General features: G+C 70.1%; 14 protein-coding genes. 8 read left to right on the top strand and 6 right to left on the bottom strand.

Annotated elements, in window-relative coordinates; genetic code table 11:
* Positions 1 to 31: 31 nt before the first annotated feature.
* From chvE to V1227_RS02535, 6 genes are read left to right on the top strand one after another with little or no spacing between them, the layout of a single operon-like run.
* A complete protein-coding gene (chvE, locus tag V1227_RS02560; RefSeq protein ID WP_329790840.1) occupies positions 32 to 1,117 on the top strand; it encodes a multiple monosaccharide ABC transporter substrate-binding protein in 1,086 nt (361 codons plus the stop codon).
* 27 nt (positions 1,118 to 1,144) lie between these two features.
* Positions 1,145 to 2,650: a multiple monosaccharide ABC transporter ATP-binding protein gene (mmsA, locus tag V1227_RS02555; protein WP_329793941.1), complete on the top strand. Its 1,506-nt coding sequence runs from the start codon at positions 1,145 to 1,147 to the stop codon at positions 2,648 to 2,650.
* Positions 2,647 to 3,861: a multiple monosaccharide ABC transporter permease gene (gene mmsB, locus V1227_RS02550; protein WP_329790839.1), complete on the top strand. Its 1,215-nt coding sequence runs from the start codon at positions 2,647 to 2,649 to the stop codon at positions 3,859 to 3,861. Before mmsA ends, mmsB begins: the two co-directional genes overlap by 4 nt.
* A gap of 23 nt (positions 3,862 to 3,884) precedes the next feature.
* Positions 3,885 to 4,271: an immunoglobulin-like domain-containing protein gene (locus tag V1227_RS02545; protein WP_329790838.1), complete on the top strand. Its 387-nt coding sequence runs from the start codon at positions 3,885 to 3,887 to the stop codon at positions 4,269 to 4,271.
* A 2-nt stretch (positions 4,272 to 4,273) separates the two neighbouring features.
* Positions 4,274 to 4,525, top strand: coding sequence for a family 43 glycosylhydrolase (locus tag V1227_RS02540; RefSeq protein ID WP_329790837.1), 252 nt, complete (start codon positions 4,274 to 4,276; stop codon positions 4,523 to 4,525).
* A gap of 13 nt (positions 4,526 to 4,538) precedes the next feature.
* The gene (locus V1227_RS02535; RefSeq protein WP_329790836.1) at positions 4,539 to 5,624 is read left to right on the top strand and encodes an aldose epimerase family protein; all 1,086 of its coding nucleotides are present in this window, start codon (positions 4,539 to 4,541) and stop codon (positions 5,622 to 5,624) included.
* A 54-nt stretch (positions 5,625 to 5,678) separates the two neighbouring features.
* On the opposite strand, the gene V1227_RS02530 is transcribed toward V1227_RS02535, so the two are convergent.
* A complete protein-coding gene (locus tag V1227_RS02530; protein ID WP_329790835.1) occupies positions 5,679 to 6,092 on the bottom strand; it encodes an NUDIX domain-containing protein in 414 nt (137 codons plus the stop codon).
* A gap of 145 nt (positions 6,093 to 6,237) precedes the next feature.
* On the opposite strand from V1227_RS02530, the gene V1227_RS02525 reads away from it, so the two are divergent.
* Together V1227_RS02525 and V1227_RS02520 are read left to right on the top strand one after the other, a co-directional pair.
* Positions 6,238 to 7,755 carry an AMP-binding protein gene (locus tag V1227_RS02525; RefSeq protein WP_329790834.1) on the top strand — a complete coding sequence of 506 codons (1,518 nt, stop codon included), beginning with the start codon at positions 6,238 to 6,240 and terminating at the stop codon, positions 7,753 to 7,755.
* An 11-nt stretch (positions 7,756 to 7,766) separates the two neighbouring features.
* Positions 7,767 to 8,006: a sigma factor-like helix-turn-helix DNA-binding protein gene (locus V1227_RS02520; RefSeq protein ID WP_329790832.1), complete on the top strand. Its 240-nt coding sequence runs from the start codon at positions 7,767 to 7,769 to the stop codon at positions 8,004 to 8,006.
* Here V1227_RS02520 and V1227_RS02515 read toward each other — a convergent pair.
* From V1227_RS02515 to V1227_RS02495, 5 genes are all read right to left on the bottom strand, one after another.
* On the bottom strand, positions 7,993 to 9,936 hold the full coding sequence (locus V1227_RS02515) for a family 43 glycosylhydrolase (protein ID WP_329790830.1): 1,944 nt from the start codon (positions 9,934 to 9,936) through the stop codon (positions 7,993 to 7,995). The genes V1227_RS02520 and V1227_RS02515 overlap by 14 nt on opposite strands.
* Positions 9,933 to 11,561, bottom strand: coding sequence for a glycoside hydrolase family 27 protein (locus V1227_RS02510; protein ID WP_329790829.1), 1,629 nt, complete (start codon positions 11,559 to 11,561; stop codon positions 9,933 to 9,935). The genes V1227_RS02515 and V1227_RS02510 overlap by 4 nt, the downstream gene beginning before the upstream one ends.
* A gap of 71 nt (positions 11,562 to 11,632) precedes the next feature.
* Positions 11,633 to 13,087 carry a non-reducing end alpha-L-arabinofuranosidase family hydrolase gene (locus V1227_RS02505; RefSeq protein ID WP_329790827.1) on the bottom strand — a complete coding sequence of 485 codons (1,455 nt, stop codon included), beginning with the start codon at positions 13,085 to 13,087 and terminating at the stop codon, positions 11,633 to 11,635.
* 31 nt (positions 13,088 to 13,118) lie between these two features.
* A complete protein-coding gene (locus tag V1227_RS02500) occupies positions 13,119 to 14,150 on the bottom strand; it encodes a GDSL-type esterase/lipase family protein (protein WP_329790825.1) in 1,032 nt (343 codons plus the stop codon).
* Positions 14,151 to 14,296: 146 nt separating this feature from the next.
* On the bottom strand, positions 14,297 to 15,325 hold the full coding sequence (locus V1227_RS02495) for a LacI family DNA-binding transcriptional regulator (protein WP_329790823.1): 1,029 nt from the start codon (positions 15,323 to 15,325) through the stop codon (positions 14,297 to 14,299).
* Between the last annotated feature and the right edge of the window lie 82 nt (positions 15,326 to 15,407).

Here is a 15,407-nt window from a genome sequence, read left to right as displayed (position 1 = left end):
TGTTGCCAGTCGGTGACATCGAGGAGAACCAATGAGGCTTGTCCGGATAGCGGCCACCACCGCACTCGCCGTCACCCTCGCCGCCTGCGGCTCGGCGCAGAAGACGGTCGACCAGCAGAGCACCTCGAGCGAGGGTGCGCTGGTGGGCGTCACCATGCCGACCCGGTCGTCGGAGCGCTGGATCCACGACGGCGACAACATCAAGAGCGCCCTGGAGGGCAAGGGGTACAAGGTCGACCTCCAGTACGCGGAGAACGACATCCCCACGCAGGCCAACCAGATCGAGAACCAGATCACCAAGGGCGCCAAGCTGCTGATCGTCGCCTCGATCGACGGCACCGCGATCACCTCGCAGCTGCAGCAGGCGGCGGACGCGAAGATCCCGGTCATCGCCTACGACCGGCTGATCCGCAAGAGCCCGAACGTCGACTACTACGCCACGTTCGACAACTTCAAGGTCGGCGTCGAGCAGGCGAACTCCCTCCTGGCCGGTCTCAAGGCCAAGGGCGAGGGCCCGTTCAACGTCGAGCTGTTCGCGGGTTCGCCGGACGACAACAACGCCACGTTCTTCTTCAACGGCGCCATGTCCGTGCTGCAGCCGCTGATCGACCAGGGCAAGCTCGTCGTCAAGTCCGGTCAGAAGGACTTCAAGACGGTCGCCATCCTGCGCTGGGACCCGGCCACCGCGCAGAAGCGCATGGAGGACATCCTCACCTCGACCTACGGCGGTGCCAAGGTCGACGGCGTCCTCTCGCCCTACGACGGCATCTCGATCGGCATCCTGTCGGCGCTCAAGAGCAGCGGCTACGGCACGCCGGCGCAGGCGTACCCGATCGTCACCGGCCAGGACGCCGAGGTCGCCTCGGTGAAGTCGATCATCGCCGGTGAGCAGTACTCGACGATCCACAAGGACACGCGGAAGCTCGCCGAGGTCACGGTGAAGATGGCCGACGCGGTGCTCAAGGGCGGCAAGCCCGAGGTCAACAACACCAAGGACTACGACAACGGCAACAAGGTCGTGCCCTCGTTCCTGCTGCAGCCCGTCCCCGTGGACAAGGCGAACTACCAGAAGGAACTGATCGAGTCCGGCTACTACACCGCCGACCAGCTCAGGTAAGCCGACGTGTCTGACGACGTCCTGGTGATGCGCGGCATCACCAAGAGGTTCGCGGGTGTCACCGCGCTGCACGAGGTCTCGTTGACCGTGCGGCGCGGTGAGATCCACGCGATCTGCGGCGAGAACGGCGCGGGCAAGTCCACGCTGATGAAGGTGCTGTCCGGGGTGCACCCGCACGGCACGTACGACGGCGAGATCCTCTTCGAGGGCGAGCCGTGCGCATTCGGCGGTGTTCGCGACAGCGAGCGCCGCGGCATCGTGATCATCCACCAGGAGCTGGCTCTGTGCGGTCAGCTCTCCGTCGCGGAGAACCTGTTCCTGGGCAACGAAAGGGCGCGGCGCGGGTTCATCGACTGGAACCGCACCAACCACGAGGCGCAGGCCCTGCTGGACCGCGTCGGGCTGCGCGAGAACCCCACGACGCCGGTGAACGACCTCGGCGTCGGCAAGCAGCAGCTCGTCGAGATCGCCAAGGCGCTGTCCAAGGAGGTCAAGCTCCTGATCCTGGACGAGCCGACGGCGGCGCTCAACGACGACGACTCGCAGCACCTGCTGGACCTGCTCGAGGGCCTGCGGTCGGAGGGCATCACCTGCGTGATCATCTCCCACAAGCTGGGCGAGGTCACCCGGATCGCCGACACCGTCACGGTGCTGCGCGACGGCAGGACCATCGAGACGTTGCCCGCGCAGGGGCTCAGCGAGGAACGCATCATCGCCGGCATGGTCGGCCGCGACCTCGAGCACCGGTTCCCGCCGCGCACGCCGGACATCGGCGAGGAGGTGCTGCGCATCGAGAACTGGACCGTGCACAGCCCCGCGCAGCCGGACCGGGTGGTCGTCGACGGCGCCACGCTGTCGGTGCGGCGCGGGGAGATCGTCGGTCTCGCCGGGCTGATGGGCGCGGGCCGCACCGAGCTCGCGATGAGCGTGTTCGGCCGCTCCTACGGCGTCGGCATCTCCGGACGTGTGCTCAAGGACGGCCGGGAGATCGACACCCGGTCGGTGCAGGCCGCGATCCGCAACGGGCTCGCGTACGTGAGCGAGGACCGCAAGCGGTACGGGCTCAACCTGATCGAGGGCGTGCAGCGCAACGTCTCCGCGGCGGCGCTCGGCAAGCTCTCGAAGCGCGGCTGGGTCAACGAGAACGAGGAGTACACGGTCGCGGAGCGGTTCCGCAGGTCGATGGGCATCAGGACGTCCACCGTGACGACGCCGACCGGCACGCTGTCGGGCGGCAACCAGCAGAAGGTCGTGCTGGCGAAGTGGATGTTCACCGACCCGGACGTGCTGATCCTCGACGAACCGACGCGAGGCATCGACGTCGGCGCCAAGTACGAGATCTACTCGATCATCAACGACCTCGCCGCCCAGGGCCGCGCGGTGCTGGTGATCTCCTCGGAGCTGCCGGAGCTCCTCGGCCTGTGCGACCGCGTCTACGCGCTGTCCGAAGGCCGCATCACCGGTGAGGTGAGCCGCGAAGAGGCCACGCAGGAACGCTTGATGCAGTACATGACGCGAGGACAGAGCTCATGACCACGAAGACCGCTCCCGCTCCGGCCGCCGCTCCCCCGCGGCCGTCCCGCCGGATCAACGTCAACCTGCGGCAGTCGGGCATCTACGTCGCGTTCGCGTTGATCGTCGTGCTGTTCACGGTGCTGACCGACGGCGCACTGCTGCAGCCGCAGAACATCTCGAACATCATCGTGCAGAACTCCTACGTGCTGATCCTCGCGATCGGCATGATCCTGGTGATCATCGGCGGGCACATCGACCTCTCGGTCGGTTCCACCGTCGCGCTCACCGGCGCGATCTGCGCGGTGCTGACCGTCCAATGGGGACTGCCGTGGCCGGTGGCGGTGCTGCTGACGCTGCTGTCCGGCGCGGTCATCGGCGCGGCGCAGGGCTACTGGATCGCGTACTTCGGCATCCCCGCGTTCATCGTGACGCTGGCCGGCATGCTGGTGTTCCGCGCTCTCACCCTGACGACGCTCGGCAACCAGGGCATCGGGCCGTTCCCCGACGAGATCCGGTCGCTCGCCAACGGGTTCACCGGCGGCTACCTCGGCAACGTCGGCCTCGGCCCGCTCGGTGGCGCCGACCTCGTGAGCCTGCTGGCGGGCGGCCTGTGCGTCGCGGGCTTCGCGTTGTCGCAGTGGCGCAAGCGCTCGGCCCGGCTCGGGTACGGCCAGACCGTCGACCCGATGCCGGTGTTCGTGCTCAAGATCGTGGGCGTGGCCGTCGTCGTCATGGCCGTCGTGGTGCAGCTCGCCCGGTTCCGCAACCTGCCGTGGGTGCTGGTGCTGCTGGCGGCGCTGGCGCTCGGCTACTCGCTGATGGCGAACAACTCCGTGTTCGGGCGGCACATCTACTCGATCGGCGGCAACCTGCAGGCCGCCACGCTGTCCGGCGTGAAGGTCAAGGCCGTCACGTTCTGGGTGTTCGTCAACATGGGCGCTCTCGCCGCGCTCGCCGGCGTCATCTTCGCCGGACGGCTCAACCAGGCCGGGCCGACGGCGGGCATGTCCTTCGAGCTCGACGCCATCGCGGCCGCGTTCATCGGCGGCGCGGCGGTGCAGGGCGGTGTCGGCAAGGTCGTCGGCGCCATCACCGGCGGCCTGATCATGGGTGTGATCAACAACGGCATGTCGCTGATCGGCGCGCCCAGCGAGCGCGTGATGCTCGTGAAGGGTCTCGTCCTGCTCATCGCGGTCGCCTACGACGTCTGGACCAAGCGCCGCGCCTGACCCATCACCCACCGAAGGCGACCATGGCACCCCTGCGCCACCTCTGCCTCGTCGCGGTCGTGACGGCCGCGGTGCCGCCGGCCGCCGCCGAACCGCTCGTGCGGGCGGCGGCGGCCGCGCTGGAGGTGCCGAACATCGGCGACGTCCGCGGCCGCCTGACGCTGCCCACCACCGGTTCACACGGCACGACGATCACCTGGCGGTCGTCCGACGACGAGGTGATCTCCTACGGCCCGGCCGCGACCACCCGGCTCACCGGGCCGGCGGACTTCCGCGAAGGCCTGTTCATGGTGGAGCGCCAGGGGACCTACCACCTCAGCTGGTCGGTCGACGACACCCGCAGCGAGGACTACCGCGTGGCCTACGCCACCGCTCCGAGCCCACCGGCCCCTTCACGAACAGGGGTCTGATCTTGAACGAGGAGCCGGAGCTCGGGATCCTGGGCACGGGCCACAGCTCGATGCTCCAGGTACCGGGCACCGACGACTGGTACCTGGTCCACCACCGCTTCGCCCTCCCCGGCGGGGACGGCACGCACCGCGAGACCACGATCGACAGGATGAGGTTCGGCGGGGACGGTCTGGCCGTCCCGGTCACGCCGACTCCCGAAAGCGCCGCACCACAACGGATCCGGCCCCAGCACCGCCGGGCCCTGGTCAACTGATTCGAGGAGTTCGATGTCGCAGCGGGAACCCGGGATCGTCCGCGAGCCGTTCGGCCGGGTCGGTGAAGCCGACGTCCACCGGTACGTCCTGGCGTGGCCGGGTGGGCTCACCGTGCGGGTGCTGGACTACGGCGGCGTGGTCCAGTCGCTGGAGGCGCCGGACCGCGACGGCGTGCCCGCCAACGTGGTGCTCGGGTTCTCCTCGCTCGACGACTACGTCAAGAACAGCGAGCCCGGCGCGAACAGGGTGTTCTTCGGCGCCCTGATCGGCCGGTACGCCAACCGGATCGCCCGCGGCACGTTCACGCTCGACGGCGTGGTGCACCGGCTCCCGCTCAACAACGGCCCGAACAGCCTGCACGGCGGGCCGGAGGGCTTCGACACGAAGGTGTGGTCGGCGACCGAGCTGCACGAAGCCGACAGCGTGGGCGTGCGGCTCGAGCTGGTCAGCCCGGCGGGCGACGGCGGCTTCCCCGGCACCGTGACCACGCAGGTGACGTACCGGCTCGACCGGCAGAACCGCCTGAGCATCGCCTACCACGCGACGACGGACGCGCCGACGGTGCTCAACCTGACCAACCACACCTACTGGAACCTCGCCGGCGAGGGCAGCGGCGACGTGCACCGCCAGTCGTTGATGCTGAACGCGAGCCGCTACTGCCCCGTCGACGACGACCTGATCCCGGTGGGGGACCCCGCACCGGTCGAGGGCAGCCCGTTCGACTTCCGGCTGCCGACCGCGATCGGCGCCCGCATCGGCGCGTCCCACCCGCAGCTCGGCATCGCGGGCGGGTACGACCACAACTGGGTGCTGGACTCCTCCGGCGCGTCGTTCGCGGCGCAGGCGTGCGACCCGGAGTCGGGCCGCCTGCTCACCCTGTGGACCACGGAGCCGGGCCTGCAGTTCTACTCGGGCAACTTCCTGACCGACGACCTGGTCGGCACCGGCGGCCGTCCCTACGGCCGCGGCGCCGGCTTCGCCCTGGAGGCCCAGCGCTTCCCGGACTCGCCGAACCGCCCGGACTTCCCGAGCGCGGTGCTGCGGCCCGGTGAGGTCTACCGGCAGGAGACGGTCTTCCAGCTGTCCACGACGGACTGAACCAGGTCGCGTGCGGGGGGTCGGCCCGAGGTTGATCAGCTGTCCGGGTGACGGTCAGGTGGTCAGGTCGCCCCGGTCGTGGCGCGCGAAGAACTCGGCGAGGACGGCGTTGTCCTCGTACCCCAGTTCGTGCGCCTCGACCTCCTCGCGGGTGAACCACCTGAGGCGCTGCCCTTCGGTGAGCACGACCTGACCGAGGTCGAGGTCGGCTTCCGCCCAGAACGTGTGCTCGACGCCGTACGGCCTCCGCTCGGAGCACAACGAGTGGACGGCCTCCGGCGCGAGCACCACGCCCATCTCCTCCTCGATCTCCCGCCTGATGCACTCGTGCGGCCGCTCCCCCTCCTCCAGGTAGCCGCCCGGCAGGCACCACGTGTTCGGGAACCGGATGCCGGGTTTGTCGTCGCGCAGGTACAGCAGGACCTGGCCGGCGGGGTTGATCATCACGATGTTGGTGCCTTCGTCCACACCGCGACTCTGCCTGCGTCGGCTGCGTGCGGCAAGCTGCTGCGGCACAGGAACTTGATCGATTCGACTGGTGATTCGACAACTCGTCCGCGTTCGGTGGTCTGTCTCGTTCAAGATGGAGAACACCGCACGAGAGGAGGCCGTTGTGACAGCCGAGTTCCTCGAACCCGCTCTCGGAGAGCTGTCCGCCGCCGACCGCGCGCTGTTCCAGTCGTACGGCGCCGGACCGATCCGAACCCCTCCGTTCGACCACGTCCACCACGCCTTCGAGGCGCACGCCGCGCGGCATCCGCGGCTGACGGCCGTGGAGCACCTCGGCGAGTCGCTGACGTACGCGGAGCTCGACGCCAAGGCCGGACTGCTGGCGGAGTTCCTGGTCCGCCGCGGCGTGCGCCCCGGTGACCACGTGGGACTGTTCCTGACGCGGTCGATCTCCATGGTCGTGGGCGTTCTCGCCGTGCTCAAAGCAGGTGCGTCGTACGTGCCGCTGGACGTGAGCACCACGCCGGAGGCGCAGCTGCGGCACGCCGTCCGCGTCGCGCGCATCGACGTCGTGCTCACCACGAGCGCGGACACCCTGCCCGGCCACCTGGCCGCGGTCGTCGAGATCGACACCCTGCCCGACGTGGGGTCGTTCTGCCGCACCAACACCGCCGAGTCGGACATCGCCGCCGTCGTCTTCACCGGCACCAGCGGCGTGCGGATCTCGCACGCCGGCCTGTGCAACCTCCTGCTCACCGCTCCCGGTTCACTCGGGATCACGCCGGGCACCAGGGTGGCGCAGCTGCTGGACATCGGCTGCGACCTCGCGATGTGGGAGGTGCTCGGCACGCTCGCCAACGGCGGCACGCTCGTGCTGCGCGGTGAGGACGTCCGGCCGACGGCTCGAGCGGTGGACGTCCTGATCGCGACGCCGAGCGTCCTGGCCACTGTGGACCCCGAAGCGTGCCCGCGGGTGCGCACGGTCGCCGTCGCCGGTGAGCGCTGCCCGCAGTCGCTGGCGGACAGGTGGTCCGGCCGGACCACCTTCCACAACGCGTGCGGTCCCACCGAGGTGACGATCGTCAACACCGTGCAGCGCTACGAGACCGGGCGCGGTCAGCTCACCATCGGGCGGCCGGTGCCGAACACGACCGTGTACGTGCTCGACGACGCGCAGGAGCCGCTTCCCCCCGGCGAGATCGGGGAGATGTGGGTCGGCGGCGCGGGCGTGACCGCCGGCTACGTGGGCGACCTCGAGCTGACGGCGCGGCGCTACCGCCCCGATCCGTTCCTCGGTGGTGGCCGCCTGATGTTCCGGACGCGCGACCTGGGCCGGTGGACGGCCGACGGGCAGCTGGAGCACCACGGCCGCGCCGGTGACCAGGTCGAGGTGCTCGGGTACCGGTTCGAGCTGGACACCGTCACCGCCGCCCTGGAACGCGCGGCGGACTGCGAGCAGGCCACGACCCTGGTGCACGACGGCAGGCTGGTCGGGTTCATCAGTCCCCGGACGGCGGCGCCGGAGCTGGCCAAGCTCGCGGTCTCGCAGCGGTTGCCGCACTACTGCGTGCCGACGCTGATCGTTCCGGTCGACGCGCTGCCGACCACCGGGCGCGGCAAGGTCGATCGCCGCGCCCTGCTGTCCTGCCTGGACGGACGTTCGCCCGCCCTGCGCGGGTAGGGCGGGCGTCCGTGACCACGCGCAAGGCCCGCGACGACCTGCCACCCGGCGCCTCGCTCGTCGCCGACGCGCTGTCGGCGCTGGAGCCCGAGCACCGGGTGGTGGTCGTGCGGGCCTTCTACCGCGGTGAGTCCGTCGCCGAGCTCGCCGAGGCGTTGGAGCTGCCGCAGGGCGCCGTGAAGTCGCGGCTGCACCACGGTCTGCGCGCGTTGAGGCGCACGCTGCTGGAGAACGGCGTCATGGAGTCGTGAGCTCGAAGCGTTGAACGGCGACGGACCCGCCCAGCGCCTGGGTGGCGTGGTTGAAGATGCCGAAGCGGTAGCCCATGAAGAACTGCCACTCGTTCTTCAGCGTGAAGCCGGTGCCCAGCGGTGTGAAGTTCACCCCGTCGGTGCTGTAGGAGAACCGGGCCTGGCGTCCGCTGCCGGGCCGGATGTCGGCGTTGGCGCGCAACCAGATCCTCGTGCCGGACAGGGCCGCGCTCGCCACCTCCGTTCCCGTGCCCGTGGTGTTCCAGCTGCTGTCCATGGTGAGGCCGTTGACCATGACCACCCGGTTGCGGCCGTTGTCGCGTTTGACGCCGATCCACGCCGACGAGTCGCGCAGCATCGCGAGCCCTGTGCGGTCACCGTCGCGCATCGACGCGAGGTCCAGCGTGACGGTGGCGGTCGAGGTCGGGCCCTGGACGCGGTGGGTGAGGGTGTTGCGGGCGCTGTAGAGGTCGTTGGTGACGGTCGCGGTGGACAGCCGCAAACCGTTGTTGACGCTGTACTTCGTCGTGTCCGGGTTGTGGTTCCACTCCCACTGCGGTTTGAGCGCCGTGCCGTCGAAGGTGTCGACACCGGTCATCGGTTTCACCGGTCTCGACGGCAGGTTCGGCCTCGGGTAGTTCACCCCCCAGGCGCCGTTGACCGTGGTGACGCGCGGCCAGCCGTCGGAGGTCCAGGTGATCGGGGCCAGCACCGGCACGCGGCCGCCGGGGTAGGCGTCGACGAAGGCCATGTAGTACCAGTCGCCGTTCTGCGTCTGGACCATGCCGCCCTGGTGCGGCACTCCCCCGCCCTGGATCGGGCCGCGCATGTCCAGCAACACCTGCTGCACCGTGTACGGGCCGAAGGGACTGGAGGCCTTGAGGACGTACTGGCCGTTCGCGGGCCTGGTGAGCCAGATGTAGTAGCTGCCGTTGCGCTTGTAGAACCGGGCGCCCTCCAGGGTTCCGATGTTGGACGGCGTCTGGAACACCTGCTGCGACCGCACCTCGGACTTCCCGTCGGCCGACAGCTGCGCCACGCTGATCGTCGTGTTGCCGTAGGCGACGTACATCGTGTCGTTGTCGTCGACCAGCATCCCGGCGTCGTAGTAGCACTTGTTGATCGTCGACAGCTTCGACCACTGCGCGTCCACCGACGTGGCCGTGTAGATGTGGGTCTGGGCGAAGTCGACGCAGCCGCCCCAGTAGAAGGTGTTGTTGCTCTTGCGGTGGTTGAGGAACGACGCCCAGATCCCGCGCACGTACCCCCTGCCGCCGTTGAGGTCGTACTTGGAGCCGAAGTCCAGGCGCGGCACGGAGTGCCCGGCGAACTCCCAGTTCACGAGGTCGTAGGACCGCAGCACGGGAGCACCCGGCGAGTAGTGCATGGTCGACGCCGAGTAGTAGTACGCGTCGCCGACCCGGATGATGTCGATGTCCGCGAAGTCCTGCCACAGCACCGGGTTCGTGAACGACGCCGGGGCCGGGGTCGTGGTGGTGGTGGTCGTCGTGGTCGTGGTCGGGCCTCCCGTATCGCTGCAGGTGGTGCCGTTGAGGCGGAACGAGACCGGGTCGGTGTTGGTGGAGCCGGCCGTGGCGTTGAAGCCGAACTCGACCTTGCCGCCGGTCGGCACGGACCCGTTGTAGGGGGCGTTGCGCGCGCTGACCTGGCCGCCGCTCTGCGTGATCACGGCGTTCCAGTGCTGCCCGACCTGCTGGCCCGACTCGTAGGTCCACTCCAGCGTCCAGCCGGTGATCGCGTCACCGGTGTTGGTGATGGACACGGACGCCCCGAAGCCGCCCTGCCACTCGGAGGTCTTGGTGTAGGTGACCGAGCACCCCGGCGCCGCCTGCGCCGTGGTGCTCGCCGCGACACCCGCGGCCACCAGGACGAGGGCGGACAGCGCCGCTCCTGCCGGAACCCATCTCATGATCGCGCCCACCTCTGGTTGGACTGGCCGTTGCAGGTCCACAGGACGAGCCGGGAGCCGTTCCCGGTCGCGGCGCCCTCGACGTCGAGGCACAGCCCGGCGCCGGCGTTGCGGACCGTTCCGTCGGAGCCGAGCGTCCACCGCTGGTTGGCCTGGCCGTTGCACTGCCAGACGATGACCCGCGTGCCGTTGGTCGTGCCCTGGTCGTACGCGTCGAGGCACTTGTCGCCGAACACGCGGAGCTCACCGTTCGCCCAGGACGCCCAGTGCTGGGAGGCGGGCGTGAGGCAGTCCTGGACCACGACGGCGGCTCCCGAGGCCGTGGAGCCGTTCTCCACGTCGAGGCAGCGGTTCGACCCCGCGCCGCGCAGCCGGGAGGTGGTGTTCTGGATCGGGCTGCCGCCGCTCACCCGGAACGCGGCGACGCCGTGGGCGGGCACCGAGGCGGAGATCGCGCCGGACGTGGTCGAGGTGCCACCCGTCCACAGGTCGGTCAGCGTGAAGCCGCTTCCCGAGAGACCGATCTGGGCGGCCGTGGTGGCGACGGTCGCGGTGCCGCCGCCCCGGTTGAACAGCCCGACGGCGACCGAGCCGTCGGAGAGCGGTTTGGCGAAGACCTCGGTGGCGCCGTCGTCGCGGACCCGGCGGCCGCCCGCGCCGAGCCGGTCCTGGTTCACGGCGATCAGGCGCTGGTTGCGCAGGATCGCGCTCACGTCGGCCGACATCGTGCGGATGTCGTTGCCCGCCATCAGCGGCGCCGCCATCAACGCCCAGAGCGCGAAGTGCGAGCGGGACTCCGTCAGCGTGAGTCCCGGCCGTCCGACGACCAGCATGTCCGGGTCGTTCCAGTGGCCGGGGCCTGCCTGGACGGCGAGCGGGGCGGTGACGTCGACGACGTTGCCGACGCCCATCGGGTAGCTGTTGGTGTTGCCGTTCTGCCAGATGTCCAGCAGGTCCTCGGTGGTGCGCCACAGGTCGGCGACCTCGCCCCAGTTGTACCGGTCGCCCGTGATGGGGTGGAAGCTGTTGGGGTTGATGCTGTAGACGATCGGGCGGCCGGTGGCGCGCAGGGCGTCGCGCATGATCGTGAACCGGGCGACCTGCTCGTCGCGCGTGCCGGCGCCGGAGCACCAGTCGTACTTCAGGTAGTCGACGCCCCAGGAGGCGAAGGTGCGCGCGTCCTGGACCTCGTGGCCCTTGCTGCCGGTCGAGCCGGGGTGGGCGCCGGTGGTCTGCGCGCACGTGCGCTCGTTCGGCACCTGGTAGATCCCGAACTTGAGGCCGCGCGCGTGGATGTAGTCGCCGAGGGCCTTCATGCCGCTCGGGAACTTCGTCGGGTGCGAGCGCAGGGCACCGGACGCGTCGCGCTGCGGGTCGAACCAGCAGTCGTCCACGACGACGTACTGGTAGCCGGCGTCGCGCATGCCCGACGACACCATAGCGTCGGCGGCCTGGCGGACCTGGCTCTCGGTGATGCCGCAGCCGAAGCTGTTCCAGCTGTTCCAGCCCAGCGGCGGGGTCAGGGCCGGGCTGCCGGGAGCAGCGACCGCGGCCGGCGGCGAGGTGGTGGCGGTCGCCGCCAGCAGGGCTGCGGCGAGGACGAGCTTGTGGAACGGGGTGGGCATCGTCGCCCCTTTCTGGCAGGGGTGGGAGACGCCGCCGGCGGCGCGACCGGCGGCGTCTGTCCTTGGGGGGATCAGCAGGTCGAGTTGGTCTGCGTCAGCAGCCCGAGCCGCCAGGGCAGCCGGTTGTACTCACCACCTGCGTTGGGATCCATGCCCTGGTACAGGTAGCTGAGCTTGCAGGGGCTGATCTCCATCGTCTGGTCGACGTTCGTGCGCACCATCTCGCCGTGGCTGATGTCGCGGGTCCACTGCCCACCCGGGAACGTCACGTTGTTGGCGCGGGCGAACGGGTTCGACTCGGTGTCGGCCAGCGCCGTCCACGGCCCGGTGATCGAGGGCGCGGTCCAGGAGCGGAACCAGCGGCGGCCGTCGGTGCCGATCGCCTCGTGCACCAGCAGCCACTGGTTCTTGCCGGCGATCTTGTAGACGTTGGACGCCTCGAAGAGCCGGTTGCGGTCGCTGTCCCGCATGGCGATCACGGTGTTGGTGAAGCCGTTGGGGAACTGCGAGAGGTTCGTCTCCGAGCGGTAGAGGTGACCGTTGTCGTCGGAGGAGAACAGGTAGCACTTCGCGGTGTCGCACACCATCCAGAAGTCGACCCAGTACCCGTTGCCGATGTTGTCGCGGATGATCTGCGGCATCCCGTTGGCGTAGAAGTTCTTCGGGGCCGACCACGACGACGGGTTCGAGATGTCGGTCGTCGTGGAGTAGGAGGCGTTCGACCCGGTCTGGTAGACGAGGTACCAGAGGCGTTGCGGCGCGAAGTAGAACACCTGCGGCGCGGCCCGGTAACCACCGCCGATGCCGGATCGGTCGAGGTAGTAGTGGGGTGCCGACGACGCCTGCGACCAGTCGCTGAAGCTCGTGTACATCAGGTTGTAGCCGTCGGTGTAGGTCGACGCGAAGACGTGGTACTTGCCGTTGTAGTACACGACGCTCGGGTCCTTGACCGCGACGTTGGGGTGCGTGGCGTCGGGCTTCGGGCTGATCAGCTGGCCGCTCGAGGACCAGCGGAAGCTCGACGGCAGGTTCCCCACCGGCGGGTTGCCCGTGGTGGTCGTGGTCGTGGTCGTCGTAGTGGTGGTGGGACCGACGTCGCCGGTGCACAGGGTCCCGTTGAGGGTGAACGCGGTCGGGTTGGGGTTGGAGCCGCTGCTGGAGCCGTTGAACCCGAACTCGACGCGCCCGCCGGTCGGGATCGCCGCGTTGTAGGAGACGTTGCGGGCGGTCGCCTGCGCGCCGGACTGGGTCACCTCGGCGTTCCAGGCCTGCCGCACCTGCTGGCCTGCACCGAAGCTCCAGGTGAGCGTCCAGCCGTCGACGGCGTCACCGAGGTTGGTGACGACGACGTTCGCGGTGAAGCCACCGTCCCATTGAGACGGTGCCGTGTAGGTGACCGAGCAACCGGGCGCGGCCGAGGCGGGCTGGTGGGCCACCGCGGTCAGCGTGGTGACCGCGACGAGCGGAACCGCCGCCAGCGCCGTGAGCCGGGCACGCCGGGACGTGAACAACCGTGCGAAGAACATGATCACCCTTCGTCGTTGGAGGGGGCAGGGATCACGCGGAGGCGCAGGTGGCCGGACCGACCTGGGCCGCGGAGGAACCGGAGGCGATGAACCCGAACGTCGTCGAGGCGCCGGGACCGATCGCGCCGTTGTAGGCCGCGTTGGTGACGGTGACCTGGCCACTCACCGTGCCGCCCCAGAGCTGCGTCACGACGTGCCCGCCGGGCAGCGGGAACCGCACGGTCCAGCCGGCGGTGGCGGTCGCACCGGGGTTGGTGACGGTGACCTCGGCCTGGAAGCCGCCGTTCCACGTGCCCGTCACCTTCGGCGTCGCGGTGCAGGTGCCGCCGGGAGCCGGCGGGTCACCGACGCTGCCGGGCACCGACGACAGGGCGTTGAACCAGACGTTCGCCATCTTGCTGTAGCCGGCGGCGTTGGGGTGGATGCCGTCGGGCAGGTCGGAGATCGGCACCGCCGGGTACATGTCCACGACGTGCACGCGTTTGCCCGCTGCCGCCTTCGCCCGCAGCATCGGGACGATCGCCGCGTTGTAGTTGCGCACGGTGGCGTCCGCGAACCGGATCGGGATGATCGTCGAGACGAACACCTCCGCGCCCGGCGCCTGCGCGGTGATCTTGTCCACGAGCGCGGAGAGCCGTCGTGGCGCGCCGGCGGGATCGCTGCCGTACATGTCGTTCGTGCCTATGTGCAACAGGATCGTGCGCGGGTTGTAGGTCCTGAGCCGGTTCACGACGATCGCGTCGATCTGCGCGATGGTCCAGCCCGGGTGGCCCTCGTGGTCGCGGTCGGGCAGCGAGCCGGGGCCGTCGGCGAGCGACCCCACGAAGTCCACGGTGCGTCCCGCGGCGCGCAGCTTCGCGCCGAGGTCGAGCCGGTAGCCGCCGATCGAGCCGCCCTGGGTGATCGAGTCGCCCAGCGGCATCACCCGCACGGGATCGGCCGCTGGTTGCATGGTGGGCTGTTCGGCGAGCGCGGGTGAGGTGGCCAGCAGGGCGGCGACCAGCGCACCGCACAGCGCTTTCGGCAGGCACGGCATGGTGAGCCTTTCGTCGACGACGGTCAACGGCAGGGGCGGCTCCCAGCACTGTAACTACGCGCTTTCATCGGGGTCAAAGCTAAATGTGAGCGCTAACTTTTAGCTTTTCCGGTTTTTGAAACCACTTGCCCAACATAGCTGGTAAGCGCACTGTTAACGCGAACATGCGGACGTCACCCGGTCGCCCGCGCCACGGATCCACCCTCACGCACCCGCATCGGCACCCGGTAGACCAGTGGCGTCCTGCCGACGCGTCCACGCCGCTCCACGAGCTCCACCAGGACCTCCACGGCCCGCTCACCGAGCTCGTGGTGGGGCGTGGCGATCGTGGTCAGGCGGGGACGCATCCAGGAAGCGGCGGGGAGGTCGCCGAACCCGAGCACCGACACGTCGCCCGGCACCGACAGCCCGGCGTCGGCGAGCGCCTGGTACGCCCCGAACGCCAGGCGGTCGTCGAGGCAGACCAGTGCTTGCGGCCGGTGGTCGCGCACCAGCTCCGCGGTCGCGGCGTACCCGCACTCCGGTGTCCGTTCAGGACAGTTCAGGGCGCCGGCCACCTCCGCGCCGGAAGCCTCGAACACCTCGCGCAGACCGGTGAGCCGTCCCGGGACGTCCCCGCTGCCCGGGTCGGCGCCGATCAGGTGGACGCCGCGGGCGTGCCCGGCTTCCAGCAGCCGCCGCGCCGCCGAGCGGACGCCCTGCGCCTCGTCGGCCACCACCGCGGGCAGGCCGGAGCGGGGCGCGGTGGCGCCGAGCAGCACGGCCGGCCCGCGCCGCAGGCCGTGCGCTTCGGCGACCGCCCCCGAGCGCACGGCGGCGAACACCACGCCGTCCGCCCGTCTGTCGTGCATCGCCTCGACCAGGCTCCGCCCCCGCGCCGGGTCTCCGCCGGACTCGGCGACGAGCAGCATGAACCCGAGGCGGTGAGCCGCCTCCAGGGCACCCTTCACCAGGTCGCCGGTGGAGCCGGGGGACTCCACGGCGTCGAGGACGAACCCGATCGTCCGCGACAGCCCCGGACGCGACGCCTCGGGCGAGCCACGCCGGTAGCCCAGCTCCCTCGCCGTGGACCGCACCCGTTGTTCCGCCGCCTCGGAGATGCGCAGCTCCCTCGCCCGTCCGGTCAGGACGAGCGAGGCCGTGGTCACCGACACCCCGCTCGCCGCCGCCACGTCGGCCAGGGTCACGCGCGAACGTCCCACCGCGGGTCCGCCTCCTCCCGCTCTCGGGCCCGGAGCCGCCGTTGCGACGGCACGGGAACGGGGTCCCTGGCCGCTGCTGCGG

This window comes from Lentzea sp. DG1S-22, from assembly GCF_036321065.1.
GTDB lineage: Bacteria > Actinomycetota > Actinomycetes > Mycobacteriales > Pseudonocardiaceae > Lentzea > Lentzea jiangxiensis.
Note: the sequence above shows the minus strand (reverse complement) of the source record. Positions and strands in the feature narration are given on the sequence as shown.

Bases quoted from the DNA above. Each gene is read 5' to 3' on its own strand.
- mmsB (WP_329790839.1), top strand. From the start codon at position 2,647: ATGACCACGAAGACCGCTCCCGCTCCGGCCGCCGCTCCCCCGCGGCCG.
- V1227_RS02505 (WP_329790827.1), bottom strand. From the start codon at position 13,087: ATGTTCTTCGCACGGTTGTTCACGTCCCGGCGTGCCCGGCTCACGGCG.
- V1227_RS02535 (WP_329790836.1), top strand. From the start codon at position 4,539: ATGTCGCAGCGGGAACCCGGGATCGTCCGCGAGCCGTTCGGCCGGGTC.
- V1227_RS02545 (WP_329790838.1), top strand. From the start codon at position 3,885: ATGGCACCCCTGCGCCACCTCTGCCTCGTCGCGGTCGTGACGGCCGCG.
- V1227_RS02515 (WP_329790830.1), bottom strand. From the start codon at position 9,936: ATGAGATGGGTTCCGGCAGGAGCGGCGCTGTCCGCCCTCGTCCTGGTG.
- mmsA (WP_329793941.1), top strand. From the start codon at position 1,145: ATGCGCGGCATCACCAAGAGGTTCGCGGGTGTCACCGCGCTGCACGAG.
- chvE (WP_329790840.1), top strand. From the start codon at position 32: ATGAGGCTTGTCCGGATAGCGGCCACCACCGCACTCGCCGTCACCCTC.
- V1227_RS02510 (WP_329790829.1), bottom strand. From the start codon at position 11,561: ATGCCCACCCCGTTCCACAAGCTCGTCCTCGCCGCAGCCCTGCTGGCG.